This is a genomic window from Mesorhizobium sp. L103C105A0 (assembly GCF_000502215.1).
Taxonomy (GTDB): Bacteria; Pseudomonadota; Alphaproteobacteria; order Rhizobiales; family Rhizobiaceae; genus Mesorhizobium.
The window spans coordinates 671,962-697,263 of record NZ_AYXF01000002.1; the positions used below are offsets into that span (position 1 = coordinate 671,962).

Here is a 25,302-nt window from a genome sequence, read left to right on the forward strand (position 1 = left end):
TTTTCGACGTCCCATGCGCACCTACCTGCAGCCACTGGGATATTTACGCCGGAAACAGTCGAAGAGCCGCCTGCGCTCCGGGCTGCTCGCGGCCCTGCTGCTCGGCGCTACGGCGATGCCGGCGGCGGCGCAGGAATGCGGCGGCGACTTCGAAACCTGGAAGCAAGGCGTGGCGGCGGAAGCCAAGGCAGCCGGTGTCGGCGCTGTCGGCCTTAACGCGCTGGAGGCCGCCACCATCGACGACAAGGTGCTCGCGCGTGACCGCGCCCAGGGCGTCTTCGCCCAGACCTTCATTCAGTTCTCCAACCGCATGATCTCGGCCTACCGGCTGAAGCAGGGCGCGGCCAATCTGAAGAAATACGCCGAAATCTTTGCGCGCGCCGACCAGCAGTTCGGTGTCCAGGCGCCGATCATCACCGCCTTCTGGGGGCTGGAGACCGATTTCGGCGCCGTACAGGGCGATTTCCACACGCTGAGCGCCTTGGTGACGCTGTCGCATGACTGCCGCCGCCCGCAGCTGTTTCGGCCGCAACTGCTGCCGCTGTTGACGCTGATCGATCGCGGCGTCGTTCCGGCCGACGTCACCGGCGCCTGGGCCGGCGAGATCGGCCAGACGCAGATCCTGCCTTCCGACTATCTCGCGCGCGGCGTCGACGGCGACGGCGACGGCATCGTCGACCTCAGGCGCAGCGTACCCGACGTGATCATGACCACGGCCAACAAGGTGCTGTCGCGCGGCTGGAAACGCGACCAGCCGTGGATCGAGGAAGTGCGCGTGCCCGAGGACATGCCCTGGGAGCAGACCGGCCGCACCAACAAGCTGCCGCTGTCTCAATGGGCCGCGTGGGGCGTCACCAATCCCGATGGCACGCCGCTGATCGACAATGGCCTGAAGGCCGGCCTGGCGCTGCCGATGGGCCGCAAAGGTCCGGCCTTCCTCGCCTACGACAATTTCGACGTCTATCTCGAATGGAACCAGTCCTTCACCTACGCGCTGACCGCCGCCAACTTCGCCAGCCGGCTGGCCGGGGCAAAGCAGTTCGACCCGCGCAATCCCGAAACCGGGCTCAATGGCGACCAGATGAAGGAATTGCAGACCAAGCTCGAAGCCAGGGGCTATGACGTCGGCACCGTCGACGGCATTCTGGGCACCAACACCCGCGAAGCCATCCGCAAGGAACAGATGCGGCTCGGCATGCCGGTCGACGGCTGGCCGACGCCGGAGCTTTTGGGGAAACTGTGAGTAGAATCTGCCCAAGCTGGGTTCCTTATTCCCTACTCCTTGCCCGGACGAAGTCGATAAATGCCCGCAAAGCCGGGGGGACGTGCCTCGAACTCGGGTGATACAGGAAGAAGCCTGGAAAGCTGGGCGACCAGGGCTCTAGAAATCTCATCAGCCTGCCCGCATTGATCCAGGACTGGACCTGATAGTCGATCATGTAGGCAACGCCTGCTCCACCCAGCGCCGCGTTCAGCATCAGCTCGGTGTCGTTAACAGTCAGGCTGCCCTCGACGGCGATTTCCAGAGACCGTTTGCCGCGCGCGAACTCCCATCGATAGAGGTTGCCGCCACCAGGCCACTGGAATGTTATGCATTGGTGCTGATGCAACTCCTGCGGATGGCGCGGTATGGCCCGATTTTCGAGATAGACGGGAGCGGCCACCGCCGCCATCTGCAAATCCCCGCTCAGTTTCACTGCCACCATGTCCTTCTCCAGCCGCTCGCCAAGCCTGATTCCGGCATCGAACCGTCCTCGAACAATGTCGGTCAGCGTATCGTCGACGATGACGGTCAGCGCGATATCAGGATAGGCGCGTTGGAAGTCGCCAAGGATCGGGCCGATGAACCGCACCGCGGCAACACGCGGCACGTTTATTCGTAGCGAACCCGCCGGCCGATCACGCGCGGCTTGAATGTCCGCTACGGCGCCCTCCAGCTCTTCGAACGCAACGGCAAGGCGCGCAAACAGCGTCTCGCCGGCACCAGTGGGTGAAACACTACGCGTCGTGCGATTCAGCAACCTGATGCCGATGCGAGCCTCCAGTTGCCGAATCGACTGGCTGAGCGCCGGCGGGGAAACACGCAGCCGGGCGGCGGCGCGGACGAAACTACGCTCTTCCACGATTGCGGCGAATGCCTTGAGCTCGGCGAATTCAGAACCGCGCATTGTGTATCCCTAGATTAACAAGCTAGTCAGATAATAGGCCATTATCTGATCAGTTGCATGGCCCTATTTCTCGACTAGCGGACCCGTCAGATGAAACCGGCACGGGCCTGAATGATTGAAGGAAACGTATCATGCCCAAGTCCTTGCAAGGCAAAACCGCACTCGTCACCGGCAGTTCGCGCGGCATTGGGCGAGCCATCGCCGAAGGACTCGCCTCCAAGGGCGCTGCCGTCGTCGTCAACTATGTCGGCAACCACGAAGCCGCTGACGAGGTCGTGGCCGCCATCGCCGGCAGGAGAGGAAAGGCGATCGCCGTCCAGGCCGACATATCAAGCGTCTCGGATATTCATCGCCTGTTTGACGAGGCTGAGAGTGAGTTCGGCGCGATCGACATCGTGGTTGCCAATGTCGGCGTCGCCGTCATCAAGCCTCTGACGGAGGCAACCGAAGCCGATTTCGACCATGTCTTCGGCACCAATGCCAAGGGCACCTTCTTCGTGCTTCAGGAAGCAGCGCGCCGTGTGCGAAACGGTGGCCGCATCATCGCGGTCTCCACCGGCGGCACCAAGATGTTCTTCACGCAAACGGCGCTCTATCTCGGCAGCAAGGGCGCCGTCGAACAATTCGTCCGTGTGCTCTCGCGTGAACTCGGACCGCGCGGCATCACCGTGAATGCGCTGTCGCCTGGCTTCACCGACACGGACCTGCTTCCCGAGCGCGATCGCGCCGTGGCGGCCGGCATGTCTCCATTTGGCAGGATCGGCGCGCCCCGCGACGTTGCCGATGTCGCGGTCTTCCTGGCCAGCGACGAGGCCCGCTGGCTGACCGGCGAGAATATCCAGGCCGGTGGAGGCGTCGCCTAATCCGCCATTGTCTCCAGGCTGGCGAATCCCTGCGGCGCATCGCCTTCATCGAAGGGTGTCGTCACCTCGACGAAGGTATCGGGATAAAAGCCGTTGAAGCGGGTTCTCAGCGACAGCGAATAGGCACCGATATGGCCGATCTCGATCCAGTCGCCGGTGTCGACGGTTTCCGGCAGCCAGAACGGCCGCGACAGGATGTCGACGGAATCGCAGGTCGCGCCGCAGACCTTGAACGGCACGATGTTCTTCTCCTCGCCATTGCGCGAGCGGATCGCCGGATCGGGGATGAAGCGGGCCGGCAGTGTGATCTTGCCGGTCCAAGAATCCGACAGCGACGCCCAGATGCCGTCATTGATGTAGAGCCGCTTGCCCTTGCGCAGCAGCACCCGCACGATCAGCGAGAGGCAGCGCGCCACGATCACCCGGCCGGGCTCGGCCACCAACGGGATCTGGTCGAACTGGTATTCCCTGAGGTCGCCCGACAGCCGCGACATGATCTGGCCGAGCGACGGCATCTCGATCTGCTTGCGATTGGGGTCATGGCCGTACTCGGCGGGAAAGCCGCCGCCGACATCGAGCCCCGCAATGTCGAAGGTCAGCCGGTTGCGCACCCAATCGGCGGAGGCCAGCGCCCGTTCATAGGTGTCGGGATCCTCGATCTGGCTGCCGACATGGAAGCACAGGCCGACCTTGTAGCCGGTGCGGTTGAGCCGCTCGGCGAGTTCCACCGCATAGGCCGGCCCGGCGCCGAATTTCTTCGACAGTTCATAGGCCGCCGAACCCTTGGTCTGGATTCGCACGAACACGCTGATGGAGCCCGGATCGATGTCAAGCGCCCGCACCACCCGCGTCAGCTTGGTGATCTCGTCCTCATGGTCGAGCGAAATGACGCGGATGGCGTATTTTTCCAGCGCAAGCTTGATGTCCGACTGCGCCTTGACCGGATGCATGTAGAGCATCTCGGCGTCGGGTGAGACGGCGCGCACTGCGGCGAACTCGCCGGGCGAGGCCACATCGAAGGCGGTGACGCCGGCTTCGACCAGCGCCTTCAGCACGATCTGCTCGCCATTGGTCTTGACTGCGTAGGCTGTCTTGCCGGGAAACATGCCCATGAACTGTTTGGCATCCGCCTTCAGCACCTGCGGGCGAAAGCAGTAGACCGGATCGTCCGGCCGAAGCGCCAGCGCCGCCTCGCGGGCATTCTCGAATCGCTGCATGGACGAATCCCCTGACTTCTCGGCTGCGCACAATTAATCCAAGCTAGCGGCCAAAGAAAACAATTCTGTGTCTGGCGGGCACTGACCCAGCGGCGCACCCTCTGGCAGCATTGTTGCCAGCAATCAGGTTTCGGGTGGCTCTTGTCGCCGGACCCGATATGCCTTCTGCCTGAGTGGCTGGCATTGATGCCGCGGGGAAGGACGTTCACGATGGCAATAGCCACGACAGCCGTGCAGCGCGGACCGATGACGCTGAGGGACTGGGGACAGCTTCTGCTGCTCGGCGCCATCTGGGGCGGCTCGTTCTTCTTTGCCCGCATCGCCGTTGCCGAAATGCACCCGCTGGTGCTGGTGCTGTTTCGCGTTGCCATTGCGGCCATTGCACTGCAGCTCTATCTCGGCATTCGCGGTCCGTCCTTCCGCCTCGCCTTCCCGCATGCCGGCCTGTTTTTCCTTTTGGCGCTCGCCAACAATGTCGTCCCGTTCTCGCTGATCTTTGCCGGCCAGACCGCGCTTGGCGCCGGCGTCGCCTCGGTGCTCAATGCGACGACGCCGTTCTGGACGCTGATCCTCGCCAACGCGCTGACAGCGGACGAAAAGCTCTCCTGGAACAAGCTTGCCGGCATCGGGCTCGGCATCGCCGGCACCGCTGTCATGATCGGCCCCGGCCTGCTGGCCGGGCTCGGCGGCCCGGTCTGGGCGAAATTCGCGCTGATCGGCGCCTCGCTGTCATACGCCGTCGCGCTGATGATTGCCCGCCGCTTCAAGGGCGTGCCCTCGCCGGTCATCGCCACCGGACAATTGACGGCGTCGACCATCATCATGATCCCGGTGGTGCTGCTCACCTATGGCCCGGCCGGCCTGTTCTCGGCCTCGCCGCCGGTCTGGACGGCGGTGCTGGCGCTGGCGCTGCTCTCCACCGCCTTCGCCTACATCCTCTATTTCAACCTCGTCGCCTCGGCCGGCGCCACCAACGCCTCGCTGGTCACGCTCATCGTCCCGGCCAGCGCCATCCTGCTCGGCCTCCTGTTCCTCGGCGAGCGGCTCGCTCTGTTCGAGTTCTGCGGCATGGCACTGATCGCGCTTGGCCTGTTGACGATCGACGGGCGGTTGTTTGGTCGGCGCTAATGCCTGTCGACCAAAAGTGCGCAGCGGTTTTGGGACAACGACGCGCTTTAGGTCTGGTAGCGCTGCCATGCCTCGCTTTCGCCACGGCCGCGTCACAATTTATTCACAGGCTGCCAGCGGCTTTTGCCGAAGAGTTTCAATGCCTAACGACAGGTGGCAGGTCGCAAATTCCACAATCGCGTCGCATTGCAGCATATTTTCCGCTTGCCTGTGGCACAAATGCCCCTAGACTCCACCCATAGCTCTTGAAGAGGAGACTATGACATGGGACTTACGAGGCCAATCAACGCATTGATGATCTGTGCTGCATTTGCCTTCATTGGCGCCCTTATCATAGGTGTTCTTCCGTAACCGCCGGAGCGGAAGAACAGCAGCAATAGCCCACAAATTCGAAAGGCCGGTGTTTCGCCCGGCCTTTTGCATTTCAGATTTCATACCACGATGAAGCTCAGGCGGCGGCGGATCCAGCTGCCTCTGTTTCGTGGGAGCGGATGCCGATCATATGGCAGATGGCAAACACCAGGTCGGCCCGGTTCATGGTGTAGAAATGGAAGTCGCTGACGCCGCGCTCGACGAGATCGAGCACCTGCTCGGCCGCCACGGCAGACGCCACGAGCGCATGCGTCTGCGGATCGTTGTGCAGCCCTTCGAACCGCTCGGCCAGCCATGCCGGCACCAGCGCGCCGCAGCGTGCGGAGAAATTGGCGACCTGGGTGAAATTGTGCACCGGCAGGATGCCGGGCACGAGCGGGATGTAGATGCCGGCGCGGCGCGCCTTCTCGACGTAACGCTCGTAGAGATCGTTGTCGAAGAAGAACTGGGTGATCGCCCGCGTCGCGCCATTGTCGGCCTTGCGCTTCAGCATGTCGAAGTCGGTGGCAAAGTCCGGACTTTCCGGATGCTTTTCGGGATAGGCCGAGACCGAGATGTCGAAATCGCCGGCGTCCTTCAGCGCTCCGACAAGTTCGGCGCCATTGGCATAGCCATCGGGATGCGGCCGGTAGGCCGTACCGACACCCGCCGCCGGATCGCCGCGCAACGCAACGAAGCGCTTCACGCCCATATCGGCGAATTCGCGGACGACGGCATCGACCTCATGGCGGGCGGCGTCGACGCAGGTCATGTGCGCCGCCGGCGTCAGCGCCGTCTCGTTCAGGATGCGCTTGACCGTGCGCGCCGTGCGCTCCCGCGTCGAGCCGCCGGCGCCATAGGTCACCGAGACGAATCTCGGCTTCAGCGGCTCCAGCCTGGTGACGGTGTCCCAGAGCCTGGCTTCCATCTCGTCGGTCTTCGGCGGGAAGAACTCGAAGGAGACGCGGACCTTGTCGCCAATGTCGGGACGGCGGGAAAAGCGGAACTGGTTCATCAGGCGATTTCCCCCATAGGGTACGCTTTGGTGGGTTGGGTGTCATTTGAAGGCTCGGCGATCAGCATGCGGCGGTCGCGGCCGAGCCACAGCTTGACGGTGAGCCTGGCTTCGTTGCCGCCGCGCGGCTCGAATTCCTGGGCATCCTCGAGATCGAGCCCGGCATCGGCAAACCATTCGGAGATCTGGCGGTCGGAAAAGCCCAGCCTGACATGCGCATGCAGGTCGCGCAGGAATTCCAGTGCATGCGGCGCGAAATCGACGATCACCAGCCGGCCCGACGGGCGCAGCAGCCTTGCCGCCTCGCGGATGGCGCGGGCGGGATCGTCCAGATAGTGCAGCACCTGATGGATGGTGACGAGGTCGAAGGCGTCGCGCTCGACCGGCGGCGCGAAAATGTCGCCTTGGCGGACCTGGGCATTGGCGATGCCTGCCTTGTCGAGATTGGCCCGCGCCACCGTCAGCATTTCGCGCGACATGTCGATGCCGACACCGCGCCGGTAGAGCGGCGAAAATATCTCCAGCAGCCGCCCGGTACCGGTGCCGAGGTCTAGCATCGACTGGAATGGCCGCTTGCCGACCAGCTTGAGGAGTGCGGCTTCCACCGCGCGGTCCGGCACATGCAGCGAGCGGATGTGATCCCAGCTGGCGGCGTTCTCGGAGAAATACTCGGCGGCACGGTCCTGGCGCTTGCGCTTGACCGATGCCAACCGCTCGAGATCGCGCTCGACCTGTGGATCGGCGCCGCGAATGCCAGAGACCAGCCCCATGACGAAGTCGCGCGCGGAATCCGTATCCGACAGCCGGAAGAAGGCCCACGAGCCCTCCTGGTAGCGGCCGATCAACCCGGCCTCCAGCAGCAGCTTCAAATGCCGCGACACCCGCGGTTGCGACTGGCTGAGGATCTCGGTGAGGTCGGACACGGTGAGATCGCCGCGCGACAGCAGCGCCAGGATGCGGAGCCGGCTCGATTCGGCCGCAGCCTTCAACGTATCAACCATCGTATCGAGCGAAACATGCATCGGCGCGTTCTCGTTGAAAAAGATATAAACATATGTTTATGTCAGCTTTGACGACATGGCAAGGCCTATGTCGCTTCCTGACAAGAAAATGCCGCACACATGATCCCCGCCTGAGAGAACCGCTTTTCCCTGACGATCGGCTGGAAACTTGTGCTAGGGCGAAAGCCATGTTCGAGAAGCGCGACGGCGAAAAGCTCCTGCAGACTGACCCGGCTGACATGCCGGCGGATGGCCATATCGTGTTCATCGGCCGCATCGCCTCGCCATGGAAATCCAGGCAAACCTGCCCAAAGAACATGCGCGCGGCGCGCGAGGCCGGACAGGCGGCCACGGTTCTCATCGACCCTGCCTATCGCGACGGCCTGCTTGCGCTGGAGCGGGCCAGCCACATCGTCATCCTGTCCTGGCTGCATCACGCGCCGCGGGCATTGATTGTCCAGAGACCCCGCCATGCGGCTGAGCCGAAAGGCGTTTTCTCGCTGCGCTCCCCTGCCCGGCCGAACCCAGTCGGGCTGCATATCGCCGGCCTGATCGCCGTCGACATCGACCACGGCCGCATCGCCATCGACGCCATCGATGTGCTCGACGGCACCCCGGTGATCGACATCAAGCCCTATTTCGCCTCGACCGACGCCTTTCCCGAGGCGACCATTGCCGGGCGTGACGAAAAATGAGCGCGCCCACCGGCCGCCGCCGCGCCATCGCCAAGGCGCTGACCGCACTGCTGCCCCTGGCACCCTATGCCGATATGGAGAAAATCCGCACCGAGGCCGGCGCCGTGCACATGAAGACGCTGCCGCCGGGCATCGCGGTCTGGCTGGCGACGATCGCCCATATCAGGCACGGCCATACCGACTATGAAAAGCTGCTGGCCGAGGGCTATGACCGCGACTCGGCGCGGTTCTTCGTCATCGAGCAAACAAACATGGTGCTGACCCGTTGGCGCGCCACGCGCCTGCTCGATGCAGAGGACGAAGAGGAATAACTTCAGCTACCGTCGCTTCAATACGGCAACCGCATTGTAGGGCTGGCCGTCGGCCTGGCCAACCCAGGTCCAGGACAGGTTCCCTTTGAAAAATCGGACGGTGATGCCGCCACCGTCGATGCACTTGTCCTGGCCGTAGCTGATGTTTTCCCGGTATTCCGCCGAACTGTCGTCGCGAGAAATCTGGGTCAACGATCCGCCGCAGCCGAGCGACGGATAGTCGATCGACGCGGCGCCATCGCCGATTGTCATTGCGATCGCCCAATCGGCGCCGGCAGCACCGGCCGGACTTTGATGACCGCTGCCGGTCCAGACGCCGTTGAGCCCCGCCGCGTTGACCACGCAAGGCACGTTCTGAAAGATCGGCGTCAGCTCGCTGCCCGTCTTCTCGCAACGATAGGTCTGGCCGTTCTGGCACAGCGCCTCGCCCTCGCGAGCGCATTGCGCGAAGGCATGGCCAGTGACGAAGACGAGGAAAATTGCAAAGCTGATGGTCCGAAAAGATCTGCCCATTTTGCCCCTCCCGGCCGGATATTTTCAAGCCGGACCATAGGGCATATCGAATGTGCTACCTAGGACAAACAGCGATGGTTGGGTGGCCCTATGCCGCCTGCAGGGGACCACTAGCTTGAATCTGCCGCATCAAGCCGAAGGGACCAATCGCCATGAACCGAAGCGCAGCAGCCGGTAGCATTGTGCCATTGCCGGCTTTGTCGGATCGCCATATCGATCCGCATTCCTATCCCGACGGCATCGCCTTTCTCGATGGTCAGTATCTGCCGATGTCGCAAGCCAAGATCTCGGTGCTGGATTGGGGCTTCCTGCATTCCGACGCCACCTACGACACCGTGCATGTCTGGGACGGGAGCTTCTTCCGACTCGACCTGCATCTCGACCGCTTCTTCGCCGGCTTGCAAGAACTGCGCATGACGATCCCGTCCGACCGCGATGGTGTGGCCGAGATTCTGCACAATTGCGTGGCGCTGTCGGGCCATCGCGCCGCCTATGTCGAAATGCTGTGCACACGCGGCGCCTCGCCGACCTTCAGCCGCGATCCGCGCCAGGCGGTCAACCGCTTCATGGCCTTCGCAGTTCCCTTCGGCTCGGTCGCCAATGCCGAGCAGTTGCGGCGCGGCCTGCATGTCGCCATTAGCGACAAGGTGCGCATTCCGCCGGTCTCGATCGATCCGGCGATCAAGAACTACCACTGGCTCGACCTCGTGCGCGGCCTCTACGACGCTTATGACCGTGGGGCCGAAACCGCATTGATTCTCGACTTCAACGGCAATGTCGCCGAAGGCCCCGGCTTCAACGTGTTCTGCGTCAAGGACGGCAGGCTGTCGACGCCAGCCGCCGGCGTGCTGCCCGGCATCACCAGGCGCACCGTCTTCGACCTCTGCGCCGAGGCAGCGCTTCCCACCACGGCCGTCGACGTCAGCGTTGCCGCGCTGAAGGCTGCCGACGAAGTCTTCATCACTTCCACCGCCGGCGGCATCATGCCGGTGACAGTGATCGACGGCGCTGCTGTCGCCGACGGCAAGATAGGCGGGATCACAAAGCGCTTGATGGCGCTCTACTGGCAAAAGCATGACGACCCGGCCTGGTCGAGCCCGGTGCGCTATCCCTGACCGGCGAAGGTCCTGCTCCACACGATGACGTGACCAAAAAGATTCCCCCTCGCCTCTGGAAAATCGCTCGACGCACCGTATATCGCGGAAGCGGAGAAGCCTCCGCTTCCCAGTTCACGGCCCGCATGGGCAAGGATTCCACGTCATGACAAGCAAGGTTTGGTTCATCACCGGATCGTCGAAAGGTTTTGGCCGAGTCTGGGCCGAGGCCGCACTCGCTCGCGGCGACCGTGTCGCCGCAACCGCGCGCGATGCCGGCACGCTCGCCGATCTCGTCGCGAAATACGGCGATAATGTCGCCGCGATCAAGCTCGACGTCACCGACAAGAAGGCTGTCGATGCGGCCATCGCCGAGGCGCACAAGCGCTTTGGCCGGCTCGACGTCGTCATCAACAATGCCGGCTATGGCCATTTCGGCGCCATCGAGGAAGTCAGCGAACAGGAAGCTCGCGACCAGATCGAAACCAATGTGTTCGGCGCGCTCTGGGTCACACAGGCGGCTTTGCCGATCATGCGGGCGCAGGGCTCCGGCCATATCATGCAGATCTCGTCGATCGGCGGCGTCAACGCCTTTGCCTCGCTCGGCCTTTACCATGCCTCGAAATGGGCGCTCGAAGCCTTCAGCCAGTCGCTCAGCATCGAGGTCGCCGAATTCGGCATCCATGTGACGCTTGTCGAACCGGGCGGCTTCTCCACCGATTGGTCCGGCGCCTCGGCCAAGGTCTCCAAAGCGATCGAGGCTTACGCGCCGGCCCGTGCCAAGATGGCGGAACGCCGCGCCAACTCGGTCGCCGGCGACCCCAAGGCCACCGGACCGGCGATGCTTGAAATCGTCGACGCGGCCGAGCCGCCGCTGCGCGTCTTCTTCGGCGATGGCGGCCTACCGATGATCAAGCAGGAATACGCCAACCGCATCGCGCTGTGGGAAAAGTGGGACCACGTTTCCGTCGAGGCGCAGGGCGCCAAGAAGAACCGCAAGGCGGCCTGAGCGCGTCTTGAAATCCGGCTGCGTCGCCCCGGCGGCGCAGCCCGTGCCCTAGCCCGGTACTAGGATCGATAAATCCACTGCTCGGGCACGCGCACCGAGATCTCTTCCCCTGTTGTCATACGACCCGGTTTCTCGACCCAAGCAACGAGGCCGCGCAGCCGTTTCGCCGCCTTCGGGAAGGCCAGCGCGCCGGCCTCCCGATCGGCCATCTCGGCGTTTTCGGCGATCGAACGTCCAGCAAGCCGGCAAGGCCCGTTCTGCGCATCGACCTTGATCGTCACGCCACTTCTAAAGAACAGCAGCGTGCCTGACGGCAGCATCGAGAGATGCGGCACGCCTTCGATCAACAGATTGGCGCCGATCCATTCCGGCTTGATCTCGGCCAGCCCCATCCGCTCGGCAACGACGGCGAGTTCATCCGCGGCTACGATTGATATCTGCCGCTCGTTGCGGATTTCGGTGCCGCGCGGATACCAGGGTTCGCGACCGCCCGAACGACGGGTGGCGCCGGCGTGGAAGTCGCCGTCGATGCCTTCGAAACCGAGCTGCAATGCTTCCACTGGGCGCGTCTGAAAGTGATTCGACGGTGCGGCGTAGAGCGCCGTCACCCTGGCTACGAGTTTTCGCGCTGAAATGATCTCGATCGGAGCCTCAGGGAAAAGATCCAGCATGGCTTACTCCTTGTGCAAGATCGCATTAGCGATAGCCATGAGCCCGGTCCAGTCCAAAGCAATGATGATCCGATCAAGCGGGCTGATGGCAGCCGATCACGATCTTCTTACCGCGGATCGCATATCCTATCGTACTGCGCCGCATTGCAGCCGTGCTGCACCGGCCTCATGGTGAGACAAGTCTGCGGAGGTTTCCATGCGTCCCGGGACTGCAATCGCGCTGCTTTGGCTGATCTGGGTCGTGTCCTGGTTTCTAGCCGCCTTCTGGGCCGACCCGGCGAAAAAGCGTGCCGGCATCCAGGAGGAGCTTCGCTATCGCGCTTTGTGGTTGTTCGGCGCGGTGCTGCTGTTCATTCCCGCGCATGGCTATGCCGGCCGGCTGCGATTCTGGTTTCCGACCCTTGCCGAAGCGTGGATCTGCGCAGGGCTTGTTGCCGTTGGCCTGTTGTTCGCCTGGTGGGCGCGGTTGCATCTCGGCCGTTTCTGGTCGGCTTCGGTGACGGCCAAGGCCGAACACCGTGTCGTCGACACCGGTCCCTACAGAATGGTCCGCCACCCGATCTATACCGGACTGCTTCTGGCGATCCTTGCCACAATGGCGGCCAAAGGCACGGTCTGGGGCATCGCCGGCGCGATTCCTCTCACCATCGGCATCGTCATGAAGGCAAGGCTGGAGGAACGCTTTCTGCGCGGAGAACTCGGCAACGCCTATGACGATTATGCCCGCAGCGTACCGATGCTGGTGCCGTTCATGCCGGCCTGATTACAGCATCCGCAAAAGCGCGCCGCCGATCGAATAGCCGGCGCCGAAGGCGCACAGCACGCCGAAATCGCCGGGCTTCATGTCGGCGTGGTTTTCCGACAGCGCGATGATGGCGCCGGCGCCGGCGGTGTTGCCGAGCCGCTCCAGCACCATCGGCGCGCGGTCGTGGTCGACCTCGTGGCCGAAGGCCAGTTTCAGGATCATGGCGTTCATGCGCGCATTGGCCTGATGCAGCCAGAAGCGCCTGATGGCTTGCGGCGTCAGCCCGTGCTCGGCGAGGAATTCGACAATGAATTTGTGGCCGGCGACGGTGACTTCCTTGAACACCTTGTTGCCGACCTGCTTGATCAGATTGCCTTCGAGGTTGATCATGTAAGGATCGTCCTGGGCGGTGCGGGTGTGATAGCCCAGATTGGTGCGGATATTGTTCGACATCTGCGTCCAGGTGCGCGTGTCCAGCACCTCGAAGCGCCCCGGCCGCTTCTCGCCCCTGGCCAGCCCCTCGACCACCATCGCCACCGACGCATCGCCGAAGATGAAATGCGTCTGCCGGTCGCGGAAATTGAGATGGCCGGTGATGATCTCCGGCGTGACCACCAGCACGCGTTTGTGCGCGCCCGCCCGCACCAGATTGGCCGCAATGTGCAAGGCGGCCGCGGCCGATGAACAACCAAGCCCCATATCGAAGCCGGCGCCCTTGGTGCCCAGCGCCTGCTGCATTTCGATGGCGATCGCCGGATAGGGCCGCTGCTGGTGCGAGGCCGAGCAGATCACCAGGTCGATGTCGGACGGCTTCAGGCCGGCATGGTCGAGCGCCTTCCTGGCTGCGGCGACGCCGAACTCGGCCTGCAGCGACAGCGCATCGTCGGGCCGCGCCGGAATGCGCGGCGCCATGCGGGTCGGATCGAGAATGCCTTCGCGCTCGATCACATGCCGGGTCTGGACGCCCGAGGCATGAACGATGAAGGCGCTGTCGGATTTCTGCAGCAGCGTCTCATCCGTGCCTTGCCGGCGTGCATTCTCGGTGTCGACCCAGGCATTGAAGCTGGCGACCAGTTCTTCATTGGTGATCTTGGCTTCAGGGATTTCAACGCCAATGCCGCTGATGATGACGCGATGCATATCCAGTCCGTCCATGCGCAGGCGTTGTCGTTCTCATGTGAACGACGAAGGGGCGCGACACAACACTTTTCTCACCCCACCGGTTTACGCCGGCTTAAACCATAGGCTGTGGCCGGATGTCATCGGGAGTGCTAGCCGGCCCGCTTGGCGACGATGAAGATACGCGGAAAGCGCAGCAGCACCTTGCCGTTTGCGGTCTTCGGATAGGCCTCGGTGATCTTGGCCGTGTAGCTGTCGAGGAAGGTCTTGCGCTCGCCGGCGTCCAGCGGATCGAGGAAAGGCTTCAGCCCCGTCGACTTCACCCATTCGACGATCGCCTCGGCGTCGGTCAGCGGATGATTGTAGGCTGTATGCCAGATATCCACCCGGTCGGAGAGCGGCGACAAGAGATCATAATAGAACGACACCGCCGGCAGCGGTCCGCGCGCAGCACCTGCCATCTTGGCGGCGAACGGCATTTCGGCGGCCGTCTCGCGCATCACCTGATGCGACGGCTCAAGCAGATTGTCGGGCATCTGGACGGCGAGCGCGCCACCGGGGGCGAGAAAGCCCATCAGCCGCTGAAACACAGCCGGATGGGTGGGCAGCCACTGGAACACGGCATTGGCGAAGATGACATTGACCGGCTCGGCCGGCTGCCACGTCGAGGCATCGGCGAGGTCGAAATTGACGCTGGGCAGGCGCGCCCTCGCCTTCTCGATCATGTCGGGCGAGGTGTCGAAACCGCTCACCTCGGCATCCGGCCAGCGCTCGACCAGCAGCTCGGTCGAATTACCCGGCCCACAGCCGATGTCGACGACCCGGCGCGGGAAATCCACCGGCACCTGCGCAACAAGATCGCGCGCGGGCCGCGTGCGCTCATCCTCGAATTTCAGATATTGGGCGGCTGACCAGTCGGTCATTCAAGCTTTCCTCGTATCAGTTGAGAAATTCGCCGCCCCGGTTGCTCCCTTACCGCGTCAGCCTCTTGTAGGTCATGCGGTGCGGGTTGACGGCCTCGGGGCCGAGCCGGCGGATCTTGTCCTGCTCATAATCCTCGAAATTGCCCTCGAACCATTCGACATGACTGTCACCTTCAAAGGCCAGGATGTGCGTGGCCAGACGGTCGAGGAACATACGATCATGCGAGATGATGACGGCGCAGCCACCAAAATTTTCCAGCGCGTCTTCGAGCGCCGCCAGCGTTTCTGTGTCGAGATCGTTGGTCGGCTCGTCGAGCAGCAGCACATTGCCACCGGTCTTCAGCATTTTTGCCAGATGCACGCGGTTGCGCTGGCCGCCGGAGAGGTTGCCGACCTTCTGCTGCTGGTCGCCGCCACGGAAGTTGAACGACGCACAATAGGCGCGCGTGTTGGCCTCGAACTTGCCGAGCTTGACCACTTCTGCGCCGCCGGAAATCTCCTCCCACACCGTCTTTGACGGATCGAGCGCATCGCGGCTCTGGTCGACATAGCCGAGCTTCACCGTTTCGCCGATGCGGACAGAGCCGGCATCCGGCGTTTCCTGGCCGGTGATCATGCGGAACAGCGTCGTCTTGCCGGCGCCGTTCGGGCCGATGACACCGACGATGCCGCCCGGCGGCAGCTTGAATTCCAGGCCTTCGATCAAAAGCGTGTCGCCAAAGCCCTTCGACAGGCCTTCCGCCTCGATCACCACATTGCCGAGCCGCTCGCCATGCGGAATGACGATCTGCGTATCGCTCGGCCGCCGCTTGTCGGCTGCATCCAGCAGGTCCTGGAACGCCTGGATACGCGCCTTGGACTTGGTCTGGCGGGCTTTCGGGCTGGACTGGATCCACTCGCGTTCGCGACCGATGGCGCGCTGGCGGGCGTCGTCCTCGCGACCTTCCTGCTTGAGGCGCTTGGCCTTGGCTTCGAGGTACTTGGTGTAGTTGCCCTCATAGGGGATGCCGCGGCCGCGATCGAGCTCGAGAATCCATCCGGTGACATTGTCGAGGAAATAGCGATCGTGGGTGATGATCATCACCGCGCCGGGATAGGCGCGCAGGTGTTTTTCCAGCCACGCCGTGGTCTCGGCGTCGAGATGGTTGGTCGGTTCATCGAGCAGCAAGAGGTCGGGCTGACGCAGCAGCAGCTGGCAGAGCGCGACGCGGCGGCGCTCACCGCCCGAAAGCTTGGTGACCTCGGAATCCTTGGGCGGGCAGCCCAGCGCTTCCATCGCCATCTCGACCTGCTGTTCGAGATCCCACAGGTTCAACCGGTCCATCTCGTCCTGGAGCTTGGCCGACTCGTCAGCCGTCTCGTCGGAGTAGTTCATCATCAATTCGTTGTAGCGCTCGATGATGGCGGTCTTGGCGGCGACGCCTTCCATGATGTTCTCGAACACCGTCTTGTTGGCATCGAGCGCCGGCTCCTGCGCGAGATAGCCGACGGTGGCGCCTTCGGCGAGCCACGCTTCGCCGTTCCACTCCTTGTCGAGCCCGGCCATGATCTTGAGGATCGTCGACTTGCCCGAGCCGTTGGGGCCGAGGATGCCGATCTTGGCGTCGGGATAGAAGGAGAGATGGACATTCTCAAGCACCTTCTTGGTGCCATAGGCCTTGTTGAGGCCGGCCATGTGATAGATGAACTGGCGTGCCACGCGCGCTTTCCTTGATGATTGACCGAAAATGTCGGATTGAATGGAGGTTGGCCGCTATGTAGGCGATGCCGGGCCGAACGGCAATCGCTTTTGCCATTTCAAGCCGGGTGTACACCGCACGTTAAGTTTTCCGCCGGTTGTAGGGAGCGTTGAAATCCCCGGTTAACCCTTCAGCGTCAAAACAGGATCGATCGCTGGCCTGTCGCGATCGAAAGTAGAGATCGGACCGAAGGTAGTGCTGAACAGTTTCCTGCTCCTTGCCGAAGCGGTCGTCTACTTCAGCGTCATGGTCACGCTGTTCCGCTTCAGGGATCGCATCGGCCTCGGCGTCTTCGTATGCGCGCTGGGCGCCATGCATTTCCTCGAAACCTATCTCGCCAGCGTCTTCTATGTCGCCCTGCCCTTCGGCATGGTCTCGCCAGGCTCGGCGGTGCTGTTTTCCGGCAAGCTGGTGATGCTGCTTCTGCTCTACATGAAGGAAGATGCGGCCACGGTGCGCCAGCCGATCTATGGCCTTTTGCTCGGCAACGCCTTGATGATCGGGCTGGTCCTGATCCTGCGCCTGCACGATATTTCAGCCCTTTCCGACGGCAAGCTTCCCGATATCGGTTTCATCGACCAGTTGGGCTGGCTGATGGTGTGGGGCACGACGCTGCTCTTCATCGACGCCATCCTGATCATCCTGCTTTACGAAAAGCTCGGGCGTTATCTGCGCAAGGCGCCGTTCTCCCGCATCCTGATTTGCGTCGCCTGCGTGCTCACCTTCGACCAGGCCGGATTTTTCACCGCCCTGCATTTCGTCGCCGGCGCACCGATTGCGGTCTTCTTCGGCGGCTGGTTGGCCAAGATGGGTGCCGCTTTTGCCTACAGCGCCATGCTTGTCGCCTACCTCAGATGGTTCGAAACGCGTCAGGTCGTGGCACCCCGCGGGCTGTCCGACGTCTTCGACACGTTGACCTATCGCGAGCGCTACGAAGCCCTGGTCGAACATGTCGGCCGCGACGGCCTCACCGGCCTCTTGCACAGGGGACGCTTTGACAGCGACGGCGAACGTCTGGTTGCTGTCAGCTTGCGCACGGCCCAGCCGCTCAGCCTGCTGATCGTCGACGTCGACCATTTCAAGTCGATCAACGATCGCTTCGGCCATGCCGAGGGCGACAGGGTGCTGAGATCGATCGCCCAGGTACTGACCCAGGCGGCCGGCGCGCACGATCAGGTTTTCAGGATCGGCGGCGAGGAGTTCGCCATCCTTTGCTCGCAGCCGCATGCGGTCGCCAGGTTGCTCGGAGAAAACCTCCGCCAGGCCGTCAAGGCGTGCGTAAACCGGTTCGACATCAGCGTCAGCGCCGGCATCGCCACTGTCGACGAGACCGTAGCCTCGCTTGCCGATCTCTTCGCCCTTGCCGACGAGCGTCTCTACAGGGCCAAATCCACCGGGCGTGACCGCGTCGTCGGCGAAGCGCATGACGATGCCGAAGACCTCAGTGCCTGGACATTGTCCACACGTGGCGTCAGCGGATAAGGTTGTCAGCTCCGCTTGCGCTGCTGCAACGCGCCGACCGCAACTGAAACGGCTATCAGCGCGATGGCCAGCCATTTCAGCGTGGTGATGATCGGACTGGCGTCGATGTCATAAGCGATGAACAACAGAATGCCGGGCACCAGCAGGCCGCACATGACCAGCATGATGCGGTTGATCTGCCAAGACACTTTTGCTGCCAGCGCTTCGTCACCGGCTTCGCCGACAAGACCGGCGCGCATCTCCCGGGAGATGGCCAACGCGCTCGACAGGCGCATGGAGATCGGCAAGCCGAGCCCGATTATGAGAAAGGCACACGCCGCCAGCAGAGCCGAGAATTTGAGCGCGCTGGTGTCGGCCGGCACCGGAAACAAAAGTGTCGCCAGCGGCAGGAAGACACAGACGATGCCGAGCGCGGCAATGGCGATGAAGATCGCGGCATTGACCCAAGTGAACAGCTGGTAGCGGCCTGCCCCGATCGGCGCGGCAAGCACGCGCATGCGCGCCCACTCGGCATCGGTATAGGAAAAGCCCGGCCATTCCATGCGGCCGTCTTTTATGGCGGTCATCCCCCTGGCCCAGAAAGCCAGCCGCGCCAGCGCGCCTGATGTCATGCCACTCATCGCCACCCCCGCCGAATGAAACACATCCAGACCATATCACCGCGTCACTGCCAAGCGACAGACGGATATCCTACTGGAACCCGGCCGCATCGACCGAGCCCTTCGGACAGCCCGCCTTGGTCGTCGGCGCCGAGGCGAGCATGAGAGTGCCCAGCGAACTGTCGGGGCCGATCGGGCCGGTCAGGCCGAGCGTCAGCTCGCCGATCAGCCGCCTGCCGCTCGACGGATCGACCAGGCAGGAGACACGCACCCGCGCGCCGGCTCCATTGCCGAAGGCGCTGTCGAAGGCGCTGCGGATCTGGTCCGAGGTCAGCTGCTTGCCGACGTTCCTGGTGAAGAGCTCGCGCACAGGCGAGGCATTCACCGCCCGCATCAGGTTCAGCGCCTCGGCAAAATACTCCTGCTGGCTCTTGCCGTAGCAGGTGCCGTGCTTGGTCCATTCATGCCGCTCGAGCTTGGATGCGGTGCCGGGCATCACCTGGTCGAGTTCGGCGCGCGTATTGGCATCGAGATCGACCGGCGGCAGGTCGGCCCAATGTGCCGGATTATCATTGGCCTTGTCGCCCGCCGGCACCTGGCAATAAAAATTGCCGTTCGGCTGCGGCCAGAGCCCATGCAACGTGAAATGCGACGCGTCGAAGCCGCCCGCCGTCTGCGCCTGGCATTCGGGCTTGCTCGACTTGGTTTCGCAGAAGGCCGGCTGCCAGCTCAGCGCGAAAACATATTCGGGTTTTCCCGAAGCCGCAGGCTTGCCCTGATCGGCGGGCGCGGCCGGCAGGGCGGCTGCGCTGCCGCCGGCGACGTGACCGCAGCTGATCTTGACCCAGCGACGCTCAGGATCGGCGCCCGGCACGCGGATGAGGTAATGCGTCGGCGCATCCTTGTTGCCGGCCAGGAGGTCGTAGCTCTGTCCAGCCGTTGTCGCGATATTGCCGGGGTTCTTGCCGCTCTTGATTGCCTGCGTTGCTGGACAGGCAGCATCGGCCACGAAGGAGCCGCTCATCTTCACATCGGCGCGCGCTAGGCCGACACCGGCCAGCGCCACCAACACCGCACCCCATATCGCCGATATCCGCATTCCAGCACTCCTAGCGTTTCATAGCGCAAGCTAGAAACGTGTGACATGTCAGAATTACGATTTCTTTCGTCCGCCGCAAAAAACAATCGCTCGGTCGATCAGACCCCGCCCTCCTCGACCCGCTTCGTCAACATACGCAGCAGATCAAGCGCGGTCTCAAGCACGCGAGGCTCGATGCCCTCGCTGATGCGGTTGGCCCAGACATGCTGGCGCGTGCCGATATCCCTGATCGCGGCCCGGCCCGCATCGGTCATCGCCAGGAGCTTGGCGCGGCGGTGCGCCGGGTTGTCCGCATAGGCGGCGAGCCCTTCGGCGGCCAGAATGTCGGCAAGGCGCTGCACGCTCTGACGGGCAAGCCCCATGTCGCGGGCAATGTCGGCCACCGATTTCGGCTCCTTCAGCACCGCGCCCAGAACCTGCCAGCGCGCCGCCGTCAACCCGGCAGGCTCCGCCAGCCGGTCGGCCGCGTCGAGAAACCCGCCATTCAGCCGGAACACGGCAAGCACCAGTTCGGTGAGCACATCTCCGGCTTCGGTCCTGCTTGTCATTTCTGGCCGGCCTCGATGGTGGAAACGAAAGTGTTGACGGCTTCAGCCACCGCCTCCGGCTTGTCAAGCATCACCCAATGGCCGGAACCGGCGACGGTTCTGTGGCCAATTCCGCTGCGCAGCCGAAACAGGGCCGCCGCATTGTCATTGGCCTCCGTGGCCAGCACGAAGATCGGCCCGTGATAGGCGTCGAGCGTCGGTTCGGGATTCCATTCCGCCAGCGCCTTGCCGACGCCTGCCCGAGCCGCCGGATCGACCACCGCCGCATCGGCGATGACCTGTTTGCGGACATCTTCATTGGAGCCGGCGATCGAGGTGTAATAAGCGCTCAGGACATCGCCGCCGTTTGGCCCCGCCAGATCGCGCACGAACCCGTCGCGAATCTCTTTGGGCAGGGCGCGCGGATCGGTCGCCGGATCGACCAGCAGGATGCCGGCAACACGGTCGGCATGGCCGGCGGCATAGGCGAGCGCGGCCCCACTGCCGCCGCTATGTGCAACGAGGACAAACCGCTTCAGGCGGAACGCATCGGCCACCGCACCAATATCGTCGGCACGGCCGTCATAGCCGTAGTCGGCATCAGCTGCAGGCGCCGATGCGCCATGGCCGCGAAAATCGAAGGCGACCGCCTCACGGCCACCTGCGGTGAGCTGCATCACCCGGTTCCACTGTGTGGCGCGGCTGCAATCACCATGCGCGAACAGGATCGGCAGGCCGTCGCCGGATTTGATGTCGTAGCCGGCAAGCTGGCCCTGCGGGCCGGCAATGGTCTTCATGGTCATCTCCCTGGTTTGGCTGGAAGCAATGCCGGGCAGGAGCATTGCGGATGAAAGGCTCGCCAGCAGAAACGCGCGGCGCGAAACGGTTTTCATGGTCATACTCCGATCCAATTGACAGTATGCTGTCATATAGCCAAATTGACAGCAAGCTGTCAATAGTGGCCCCGGCTGATTTCGACCTCCCCTTGACGTCGGTCCCGCGTCGCTCAACAGTCGCCGAGGAGCGAGACATGGCATTTGACAAGCAGACGACGCTGGCCTCACCGACCGGGGCCACGCTCAACCTCTATGTGAAGCACGCGAGCGGCTCTCCACGGGCCGTCGTCCAGATTAACCATGGCTTGGCCGAACACGCCGCGCGCTATGCCCGCTTCGCGGATTACCTCAGCACCCGCGGTTTTCACGTCTACGTCCACGACCATCGCGGCCATGGCGCGACCAAGGCGCCCGATGCCCCGCTCGGCAGGTTCGCCGGCACAGGCGGCCCGGCCAAGGTGATCGCCGATGTCGATGCCGTCCACGATTTGATCGCAAGGGAGCAGCCCGGCCTGCCGGTCATCCTGTTCGGCCATTCGATGGGTGCGTCGGTGGCGCTCAACTACCTCCTGGCGCACTCGCCGCGCGTCCACGCCGCGGCGATCTGGAACGGCAATTTCTCACAAGGCCTGCTTGGTCGGCTTGCACTCGCCATCCTCGCTTATGAGCGCTTCAGGCTCGGCTCCGATGTTCCCTCACGCGTCTTGCCCAGGCTGACCTTCCAGGCCTGGGGCAAGGCGGTGCCCAACCACAAGACGCTGTTCGACTGGCTGTCGCGCGACGAGGCTGAAGTGGCCAAGTACATTGCCGACCCGCTGTGCGGCTGGGATGCCTCGATCTCGATGTGGCGCGACGTCGTGGAGATGACGCAGAAAGGCGGCAAGGATGCGGGCTTTGCCGGCATCAGGCGCGACCTGCCCGTCAGCATCGTCGGCGGCGAGAAGGATCCGGCCTCCGACTATGGCAAAGGCATCGATCATCTCACCAAGCGGATGCGCGCGATGGGCTTTTCGAATCTGGTTTCAAAAATTTACGCCGACACCCGCCACGAAAGCCTGAACGAGGTGAACCGCGACACCGTTATGGACGATTTCGCTGCCTGGGCCGATAGCGTGCTCAAACAGTGACATCGCTGGCCTACCGCAAGGCCCGTGACAGCGGCATCCCGGGTTGATAGAGGCTGCGGTTCCGACCCGTTTTTGGTGATTTATGGCTGAACCTCCGCTGAAAGGCATCCGCGTCGTCGAACTCGCCCGCATCCTGGCCGGCCCGTGGGCAGGACAATTGCTGGCCGATCTCGGCGCCGATGTCATCAAGGTCGAGAGCCCCGATGGCGGCGACGATACCCGCAAATGGGGTCCGCCCTTCGTCATGAGCCATGATGGCGAGAACCTGTCGGCCGCCTATTACCACTCCTGCAATCGCGGCAAGCGCTCCATCGCGGTCGATTTCTCGACGCCCGAAGGGGCCGAGACGGTGCGCCGGCTGGTTGCCACGGCCGACGTTCTGATCGAGAACTTCAAGTTCGGCGGCCTCAAGAAATACGGGCTCGATTACGAGAGCCTGAAGGCGATCAATCCAAAGCTCGTCTACTGCTCGATCACCGGCTTCGGCCAGGACGGGCCTTACGCCTCACGCGCCGGCTATGATTTCATCATCCAGGCCATGGCCGGCATGATGTCGATCACCGGCGAGGTCGGGCGCGAGCCGCAAAAGGCCGGGGTCGCTATTTCCGACATCTTCACCGGCCTCTATTCGGTGATCGCCATCCAGGCAGCGCTTCGCCATGCCGAAAAGACCGGCCAGGGACAGCATATCGACATGGCCCTGTTCGACACGCAGATTTCCGCACTCGGCAACCAGAACCTCAACTATCTCGTCTCCGGCAAAGCGCCGGTGCAGATGGGCAATGCGCATATGAACATTGCGCCCTATGAGGTTGTCCCGGTCAGGGACGGCCACATCATCCTGGCGGTCGGCAATGACGGCCAGTTCGCCAAATTCTGCGCCGCCGTCGGGCTCGACCATCTCTCAGCGAATCCCGATTTCGCCACCAATCCGGCCCGCGTCGCCAACCGGGTGAAGTTGCGCGAGCACTTGATCGAGACGCTGAAGAATTGGGATCGCGACCCATTGCTGGCCAGGCTCGAAGCGTCAAGCGTGCCGGCGAGCCCGATCAACGACATCGGCCAGATGTTTGCCGACCCGCAGACGATCGCACGCGGCATGCGCCTCGACCTCGACGATGGCCATGGCAATCGTCTGCCCTCGGTGCGCGCGCCGATGGTGATGTCCGGCACACCGCTGGTCTATGAACGCCCTTCGCCGCGCCTTGGCGAACACACGCAAGAAATCCTTGCCGAACTGGAGAAGTCTGGACGATGAAGACCGGTGGACAACTGATTGTCGACGCACTCGAGGCGAACGGCACCGACCGCATCTTCTGCGTGCCCGGCGAATCCTATCTCGCGGTGCTCGACGCATTGCATGACTCGCCCATCCGCACCATTGTCTGCCGACAGGAAGGCGGCGCCGCCATGATGGCCGACTGCCAGGGGCGGCTGACGGGCAAGCCCGGCATCTGCTTCGTCACCCGCGGCCCCGGCGCCACCAATGCATCGGCCGGCATTCACATTGCCATGCAGGATTCGATACCCGTCATCCTGTTCATCGGCCAGGTCGCCAGCCACGCCAAGGAGCGCGAGGCTTTCCAGGAGGTCGACTACAAGCGCTTCTTCGGCGACATCGCCAAATGGGTGGTGGAGATCGACGATGCCGCGCGCATCCCCGAACTCGTCACCCGCGCCTTCGCCGTCGCGACATCGGGCCGCCCCGGCCCCGTCGTCGTCTCGCTGCCGGAGGACATGCTGACCAGTCTTGTCGACGCGCCCGCGGCCTTGCCGCACACGCCGGTCGAAACCCGGCCCGGCGAAGCCGAACTCGATGCTTTGGAAAAGCTTCTGGCCAAGGCCAAGCGTCCCTTCGTCATCCTCGGCGGCACACGCTGGGACGAGGAAGCGGTGGCACGTATGCGCACCATTGCCGAGGCCTGGTCGCTGCCGGTCGGCTGCTCCTTTCGCCGCCAGATGCTGTTCGACCATCTGCACCCGAACTATGCCGGCGATGTCGGCATCGGCATCAACCCGAAGCTGGCCACCGCCATCAAGCAGGCCGACCTGGTGCTGCTGATCGGCGGCCGCATGGGCGAGATGCCGTCCTCCGACTATACGCTGCTGAAGAGCCCTTACCCCGACCAGACGCTGGTCCATGTCCATGCCGATGCCGGCGAACTCGGCCGCGTCTACCGGCCGACCCTGGCGATCAACGCTTCGCCTTCGGCCTTCGTCGAGGCTTTTGCCAAGCGCAAGCCAACCTCCACGCCAGCCTGGGCGGATGAGACAGCGAAAGCACACGCTGCCTACCTCGACTGGTCGACGCCGCCTGAGACCGGCCCCGGCCCGGTCCAGATGGGGCCGATCATGAACTATCTGGAAAAGATTTTGCCCGATGACGCCATTTTCACCAACGGCGCCGGCAATTACGCCACCTGGGTGCACCGCTTCCACCGCTTCCGCCGCTTCGCCACCCAAGGCGCGCCGACCTCCGGTTCGATGGGTTACGGCACCCCGGCTGCGGTCGCCGCCAAGGCGCTCCATCCCGACCGCACCGTGATCGCCTTTGCCGGCGACGGCTGCTTCCTGATGAACGGACAGGAATTCGCTACCGCCGTGCAATACGACCTGCCGATCATCGTTATCGTCGTGAACAACGGCATCTACGGCACCATCCGCATGCACCAGGAGCGCGACTATCCCGGCCGTGTCGTCGCCACCGATCTGAAGAACCCTGACTTTGCCGCTCTTGCCCGCGCCTATGGCGGCCACGGCGAGACGGTCGAGAACACGGCAGATTTTGCCCCTGCCTTCGAGCGTGCCCGCGCCAGCGGCAAGCCGGCGATCGTCGAAATCAGGCTCGACCCCGAGGCGATCACGCCGACGCGGACGATGACGCAGATCCGCGACAAGAGCTGAGAAGTTAGCAGCGAAAGCCGAGTTCCGTCACACCCCCCTCTGTCCTGCCGGACATCTCCCCCTCAAGGGGGGAGATTGGATGTCATGTCGCCCTTCGCCAATCTGCAGCGTTGCAGACAGGGCGCTATGGTCAGAGCTGCTGATCTCCCCCCTTGAGGGGGAGATG

The 25,302-nt window shown here is 63.4% G+C and carries 25 protein-coding genes; 12 read left to right on the forward strand and 13 right to left on the reverse strand.

Features of this window, described 5'->3' with window-relative positions:
• Nucleotides 1–13: 13 nt before the first annotated feature.
• Complete coding sequence (locus tag X727_RS156575; protein WP_023682152.1) at nucleotides 14–1,243, forward strand: lytic murein transglycosylase; 1,230 nt, start codon at nucleotides 14–16, stop codon at nucleotides 1,241–1,243.
• 25 nt (nucleotides 1,244–1,268) lie between these two features.
• On the opposite strand, the gene X727_RS156570 is transcribed toward X727_RS156575, so the two are convergent.
• The gene (locus X727_RS156570) at nucleotides 1,269–2,168 is read right to left on the reverse strand and encodes a LysR family transcriptional regulator (protein WP_023682153.1); all 900 of its coding nucleotides are present in this window, start codon (nucleotides 2,166–2,168) and stop codon (nucleotides 1,269–1,271) included.
• A 131-nt stretch (nucleotides 2,169–2,299) separates the two neighbouring features.
• On the opposite strand from X727_RS156570, the gene X727_RS156565 reads away from it, so the two are divergent.
• Complete coding sequence (locus X727_RS156565) at nucleotides 2,300–3,031, forward strand: SDR family oxidoreductase (RefSeq protein WP_023682154.1); 732 nt, start codon at nucleotides 2,300–2,302, stop codon at nucleotides 3,029–3,031.
• On the opposite strand, the gene X727_RS156560 is transcribed toward X727_RS156565, so the two are convergent.
• Nucleotides 3,028–4,248, reverse strand: a complete 1,221-nt coding sequence (locus X727_RS156560; RefSeq protein ID WP_023668250.1) for an alanine racemase — start codon at nucleotides 4,246–4,248, stop codon at nucleotides 3,028–3,030. The genes X727_RS156565 and X727_RS156560 overlap by 4 nt on opposite strands.
• A gap of 210 nt (nucleotides 4,249–4,458) precedes the next feature.
• Between X727_RS156560 and X727_RS156555 the strand changes: the two genes are divergently transcribed.
• Complete coding sequence (locus tag X727_RS156555) at nucleotides 4,459–5,376, forward strand: DMT family transporter (RefSeq protein ID WP_023699616.1); 918 nt, start codon at nucleotides 4,459–4,461, stop codon at nucleotides 5,374–5,376.
• A gap of 448 nt (nucleotides 5,377–5,824) precedes the next feature.
• On the opposite strand, the gene metF is transcribed toward X727_RS156555, so the two are convergent.
• Nucleotides 5,825–6,742, reverse strand: coding sequence for a methylenetetrahydrofolate reductase [NAD(P)H] (gene metF / locus X727_RS156550; protein ID WP_023833912.1), 918 nt, complete (start codon nucleotides 6,740–6,742; stop codon nucleotides 5,825–5,827).
• On the reverse strand, nucleotides 6,742–7,764 hold the full coding sequence (locus X727_RS156545; protein ID WP_023833913.1) for a metalloregulator ArsR/SmtB family transcription factor: 1,023 nt from the start codon (nucleotides 7,762–7,764) through the stop codon (nucleotides 6,742–6,744). Before X727_RS156545 ends, metF begins: the two co-directional genes overlap by 1 nt.
• A gap of 167 nt (nucleotides 7,765–7,931) precedes the next feature.
• Here X727_RS156545 and tsaA point away from each other — a divergent pair, with 167 nt between their 5' ends.
• Both tsaA and X727_RS156535 read left to right on the forward strand, forming a co-directional pair.
• Complete coding sequence (gene tsaA / locus X727_RS156540; RefSeq protein WP_023714782.1) at nucleotides 7,932–8,438, forward strand: tRNA (N6-threonylcarbamoyladenosine(37)-N6)-methyltransferase TrmO; 507 nt, start codon at nucleotides 7,932–7,934, stop codon at nucleotides 8,436–8,438.
• Nucleotides 8,435–8,749, forward strand: a complete 315-nt coding sequence (locus X727_RS156535) for a DUF2293 domain-containing protein (protein WP_023668245.1) — start codon at nucleotides 8,435–8,437, stop codon at nucleotides 8,747–8,749. Before tsaA ends, X727_RS156535 begins: the two co-directional genes overlap by 4 nt.
• 6 nt (nucleotides 8,750–8,755) lie before the next feature.
• On the opposite strand, the gene X727_RS156530 is transcribed toward X727_RS156535, so the two are convergent.
• Nucleotides 8,756–9,262, reverse strand: coding sequence for a hypothetical protein (locus X727_RS156530; RefSeq protein WP_023682159.1), 507 nt, complete (start codon nucleotides 9,260–9,262; stop codon nucleotides 8,756–8,758).
• 152 nt (nucleotides 9,263–9,414) lie between these two features.
• Here X727_RS156530 and X727_RS156525 point away from each other — a divergent pair, with 152 nt between their 5' ends.
• Complete coding sequence (locus tag X727_RS156525) at nucleotides 9,415–10,377, forward strand: D-amino acid aminotransferase (RefSeq protein ID WP_023749907.1); 963 nt, start codon at nucleotides 9,415–9,417, stop codon at nucleotides 10,375–10,377.
• A 145-nt stretch (nucleotides 10,378–10,522) separates the two neighbouring features.
• Complete coding sequence (locus X727_RS156520) at nucleotides 10,523–11,365, forward strand: SDR family oxidoreductase (protein WP_023833914.1); 843 nt, start codon at nucleotides 10,523–10,525, stop codon at nucleotides 11,363–11,365.
• 59 nt (nucleotides 11,366–11,424) lie between these two features.
• On the opposite strand, the gene X727_RS156515 is transcribed toward X727_RS156520, so the two are convergent.
• Complete coding sequence (locus X727_RS156515) at nucleotides 11,425–12,036, reverse strand: MOSC domain-containing protein (protein ID WP_023697036.1); 612 nt, start codon at nucleotides 12,034–12,036, stop codon at nucleotides 11,425–11,427.
• Between the two features lie 196 nt (nucleotides 12,037–12,232).
• On the opposite strand from X727_RS156515, the gene X727_RS156510 reads away from it, so the two are divergent.
• Nucleotides 12,233–12,799 (forward strand): isoprenylcysteine carboxylmethyltransferase family protein, encoded by a 567-nt coding sequence (locus X727_RS156510; RefSeq protein WP_023823181.1) that lies wholly within the window; start codon nucleotides 12,233–12,235, stop codon nucleotides 12,797–12,799.
• Here X727_RS156510 and X727_RS156505 read toward each other — a convergent pair whose 3' ends face one another.
• The 3 genes from X727_RS156505 to ettA all read right to left on the reverse strand — a co-directional run bounded on the left by X727_RS156505 (nucleotide 12,800) and on the right by ettA (nucleotide 16,522).
• A complete protein-coding gene (locus X727_RS156505) occupies nucleotides 12,800–13,921 on the reverse strand; it encodes a beta-ketoacyl-ACP synthase III (protein WP_023833915.1) in 1,122 nt (373 codons plus the stop codon). It abuts the gene before it with no gap.
• A gap of 131 nt (nucleotides 13,922–14,052) precedes the next feature.
• Nucleotides 14,053–14,823, reverse strand: coding sequence for a trans-aconitate 2-methyltransferase (gene tam / locus X727_RS156500; RefSeq protein WP_023682165.1), 771 nt, complete (start codon nucleotides 14,821–14,823; stop codon nucleotides 14,053–14,055).
• 49 nt (nucleotides 14,824–14,872) lie between these two features.
• Complete coding sequence (ettA, locus tag X727_RS156495) at nucleotides 14,873–16,522, reverse strand: energy-dependent translational throttle protein EttA (protein ID WP_023688009.1); 1,650 nt, start codon at nucleotides 16,520–16,522, stop codon at nucleotides 14,873–14,875.
• 235 nt (nucleotides 16,523–16,757) lie between these two features.
• Here ettA and X727_RS156490 point away from each other — a divergent pair, with 235 nt between their 5' ends.
• Nucleotides 16,758–18,044, forward strand: a complete 1,287-nt coding sequence (locus tag X727_RS156490) for a GGDEF domain-containing protein (protein ID WP_023725380.1) — start codon at nucleotides 16,758–16,760, stop codon at nucleotides 18,042–18,044.
• A 5-nt stretch (nucleotides 18,045–18,049) separates the two neighbouring features.
• Here the strand turns inward: X727_RS156490 and X727_RS156485 are convergent, their stop codons facing one another.
• The 4 genes from X727_RS156485 to X727_RS156470 all read right to left on the reverse strand — a co-directional run bounded on the left by X727_RS156485 (nucleotide 18,050) and on the right by X727_RS156470 (nucleotide 21,162).
• Nucleotides 18,050–18,664 (reverse strand): hypothetical protein, encoded by a 615-nt coding sequence (locus X727_RS156485; protein WP_155923541.1) that lies wholly within the window; start codon nucleotides 18,662–18,664, stop codon nucleotides 18,050–18,052.
• Nucleotides 18,665–18,734: 70 nt separating this feature from the next.
• Nucleotides 18,735–19,742 carry a ribonuclease gene (locus X727_RS156480; protein WP_023833916.1) on the reverse strand — a complete coding sequence of 336 codons (1,008 nt, stop codon included), beginning with the start codon at nucleotides 19,740–19,742 and terminating at the stop codon, nucleotides 18,735–18,737.
• Nucleotides 19,743–19,840: 98 nt separating this feature from the next.
• Nucleotides 19,841–20,290, reverse strand: coding sequence for a MarR family transcriptional regulator (locus X727_RS156475; protein ID WP_023705574.1), 450 nt, complete (start codon nucleotides 20,288–20,290; stop codon nucleotides 19,841–19,843).
• On the reverse strand, nucleotides 20,287–21,162 hold the full coding sequence (locus tag X727_RS156470; RefSeq protein ID WP_023833917.1) for an alpha/beta hydrolase: 876 nt from the start codon (nucleotides 21,160–21,162) through the stop codon (nucleotides 20,287–20,289). The genes X727_RS156475 and X727_RS156470 overlap by 4 nt, the downstream gene beginning before the upstream one ends.
• A 137-nt stretch (nucleotides 21,163–21,299) precedes the next feature.
• On the opposite strand from X727_RS156470, the gene X727_RS156465 reads away from it, so the two are divergent.
• The 3 genes from X727_RS156465 to X727_RS156455 all read left to right on the forward strand — a co-directional run bounded on the left by X727_RS156465 (nucleotide 21,300) and on the right by X727_RS156455 (nucleotide 25,136).
• On the forward strand, nucleotides 21,300–22,232 hold the full coding sequence (locus tag X727_RS156465; RefSeq protein WP_023833918.1) for an alpha/beta hydrolase: 933 nt from the start codon (nucleotides 21,300–21,302) through the stop codon (nucleotides 22,230–22,232).
• An 82-nt stretch (nucleotides 22,233–22,314) separates the two neighbouring features.
• Nucleotides 22,315–23,490 carry a CaiB/BaiF CoA-transferase family protein gene (locus X727_RS156460; protein WP_023833919.1) on the forward strand — a complete coding sequence of 392 codons (1,176 nt, stop codon included), beginning with the start codon at nucleotides 22,315–22,317 and terminating at the stop codon, nucleotides 23,488–23,490.
• A complete protein-coding gene (locus X727_RS156455) occupies nucleotides 23,487–25,136 on the forward strand; it encodes a thiamine pyrophosphate-binding protein (RefSeq protein WP_023833920.1) in 1,650 nt (549 codons plus the stop codon). The genes X727_RS156460 and X727_RS156455 overlap by 4 nt, the downstream gene beginning before the upstream one ends.
• Nucleotides 25,137–25,302 lie beyond the last annotated feature (166 nt).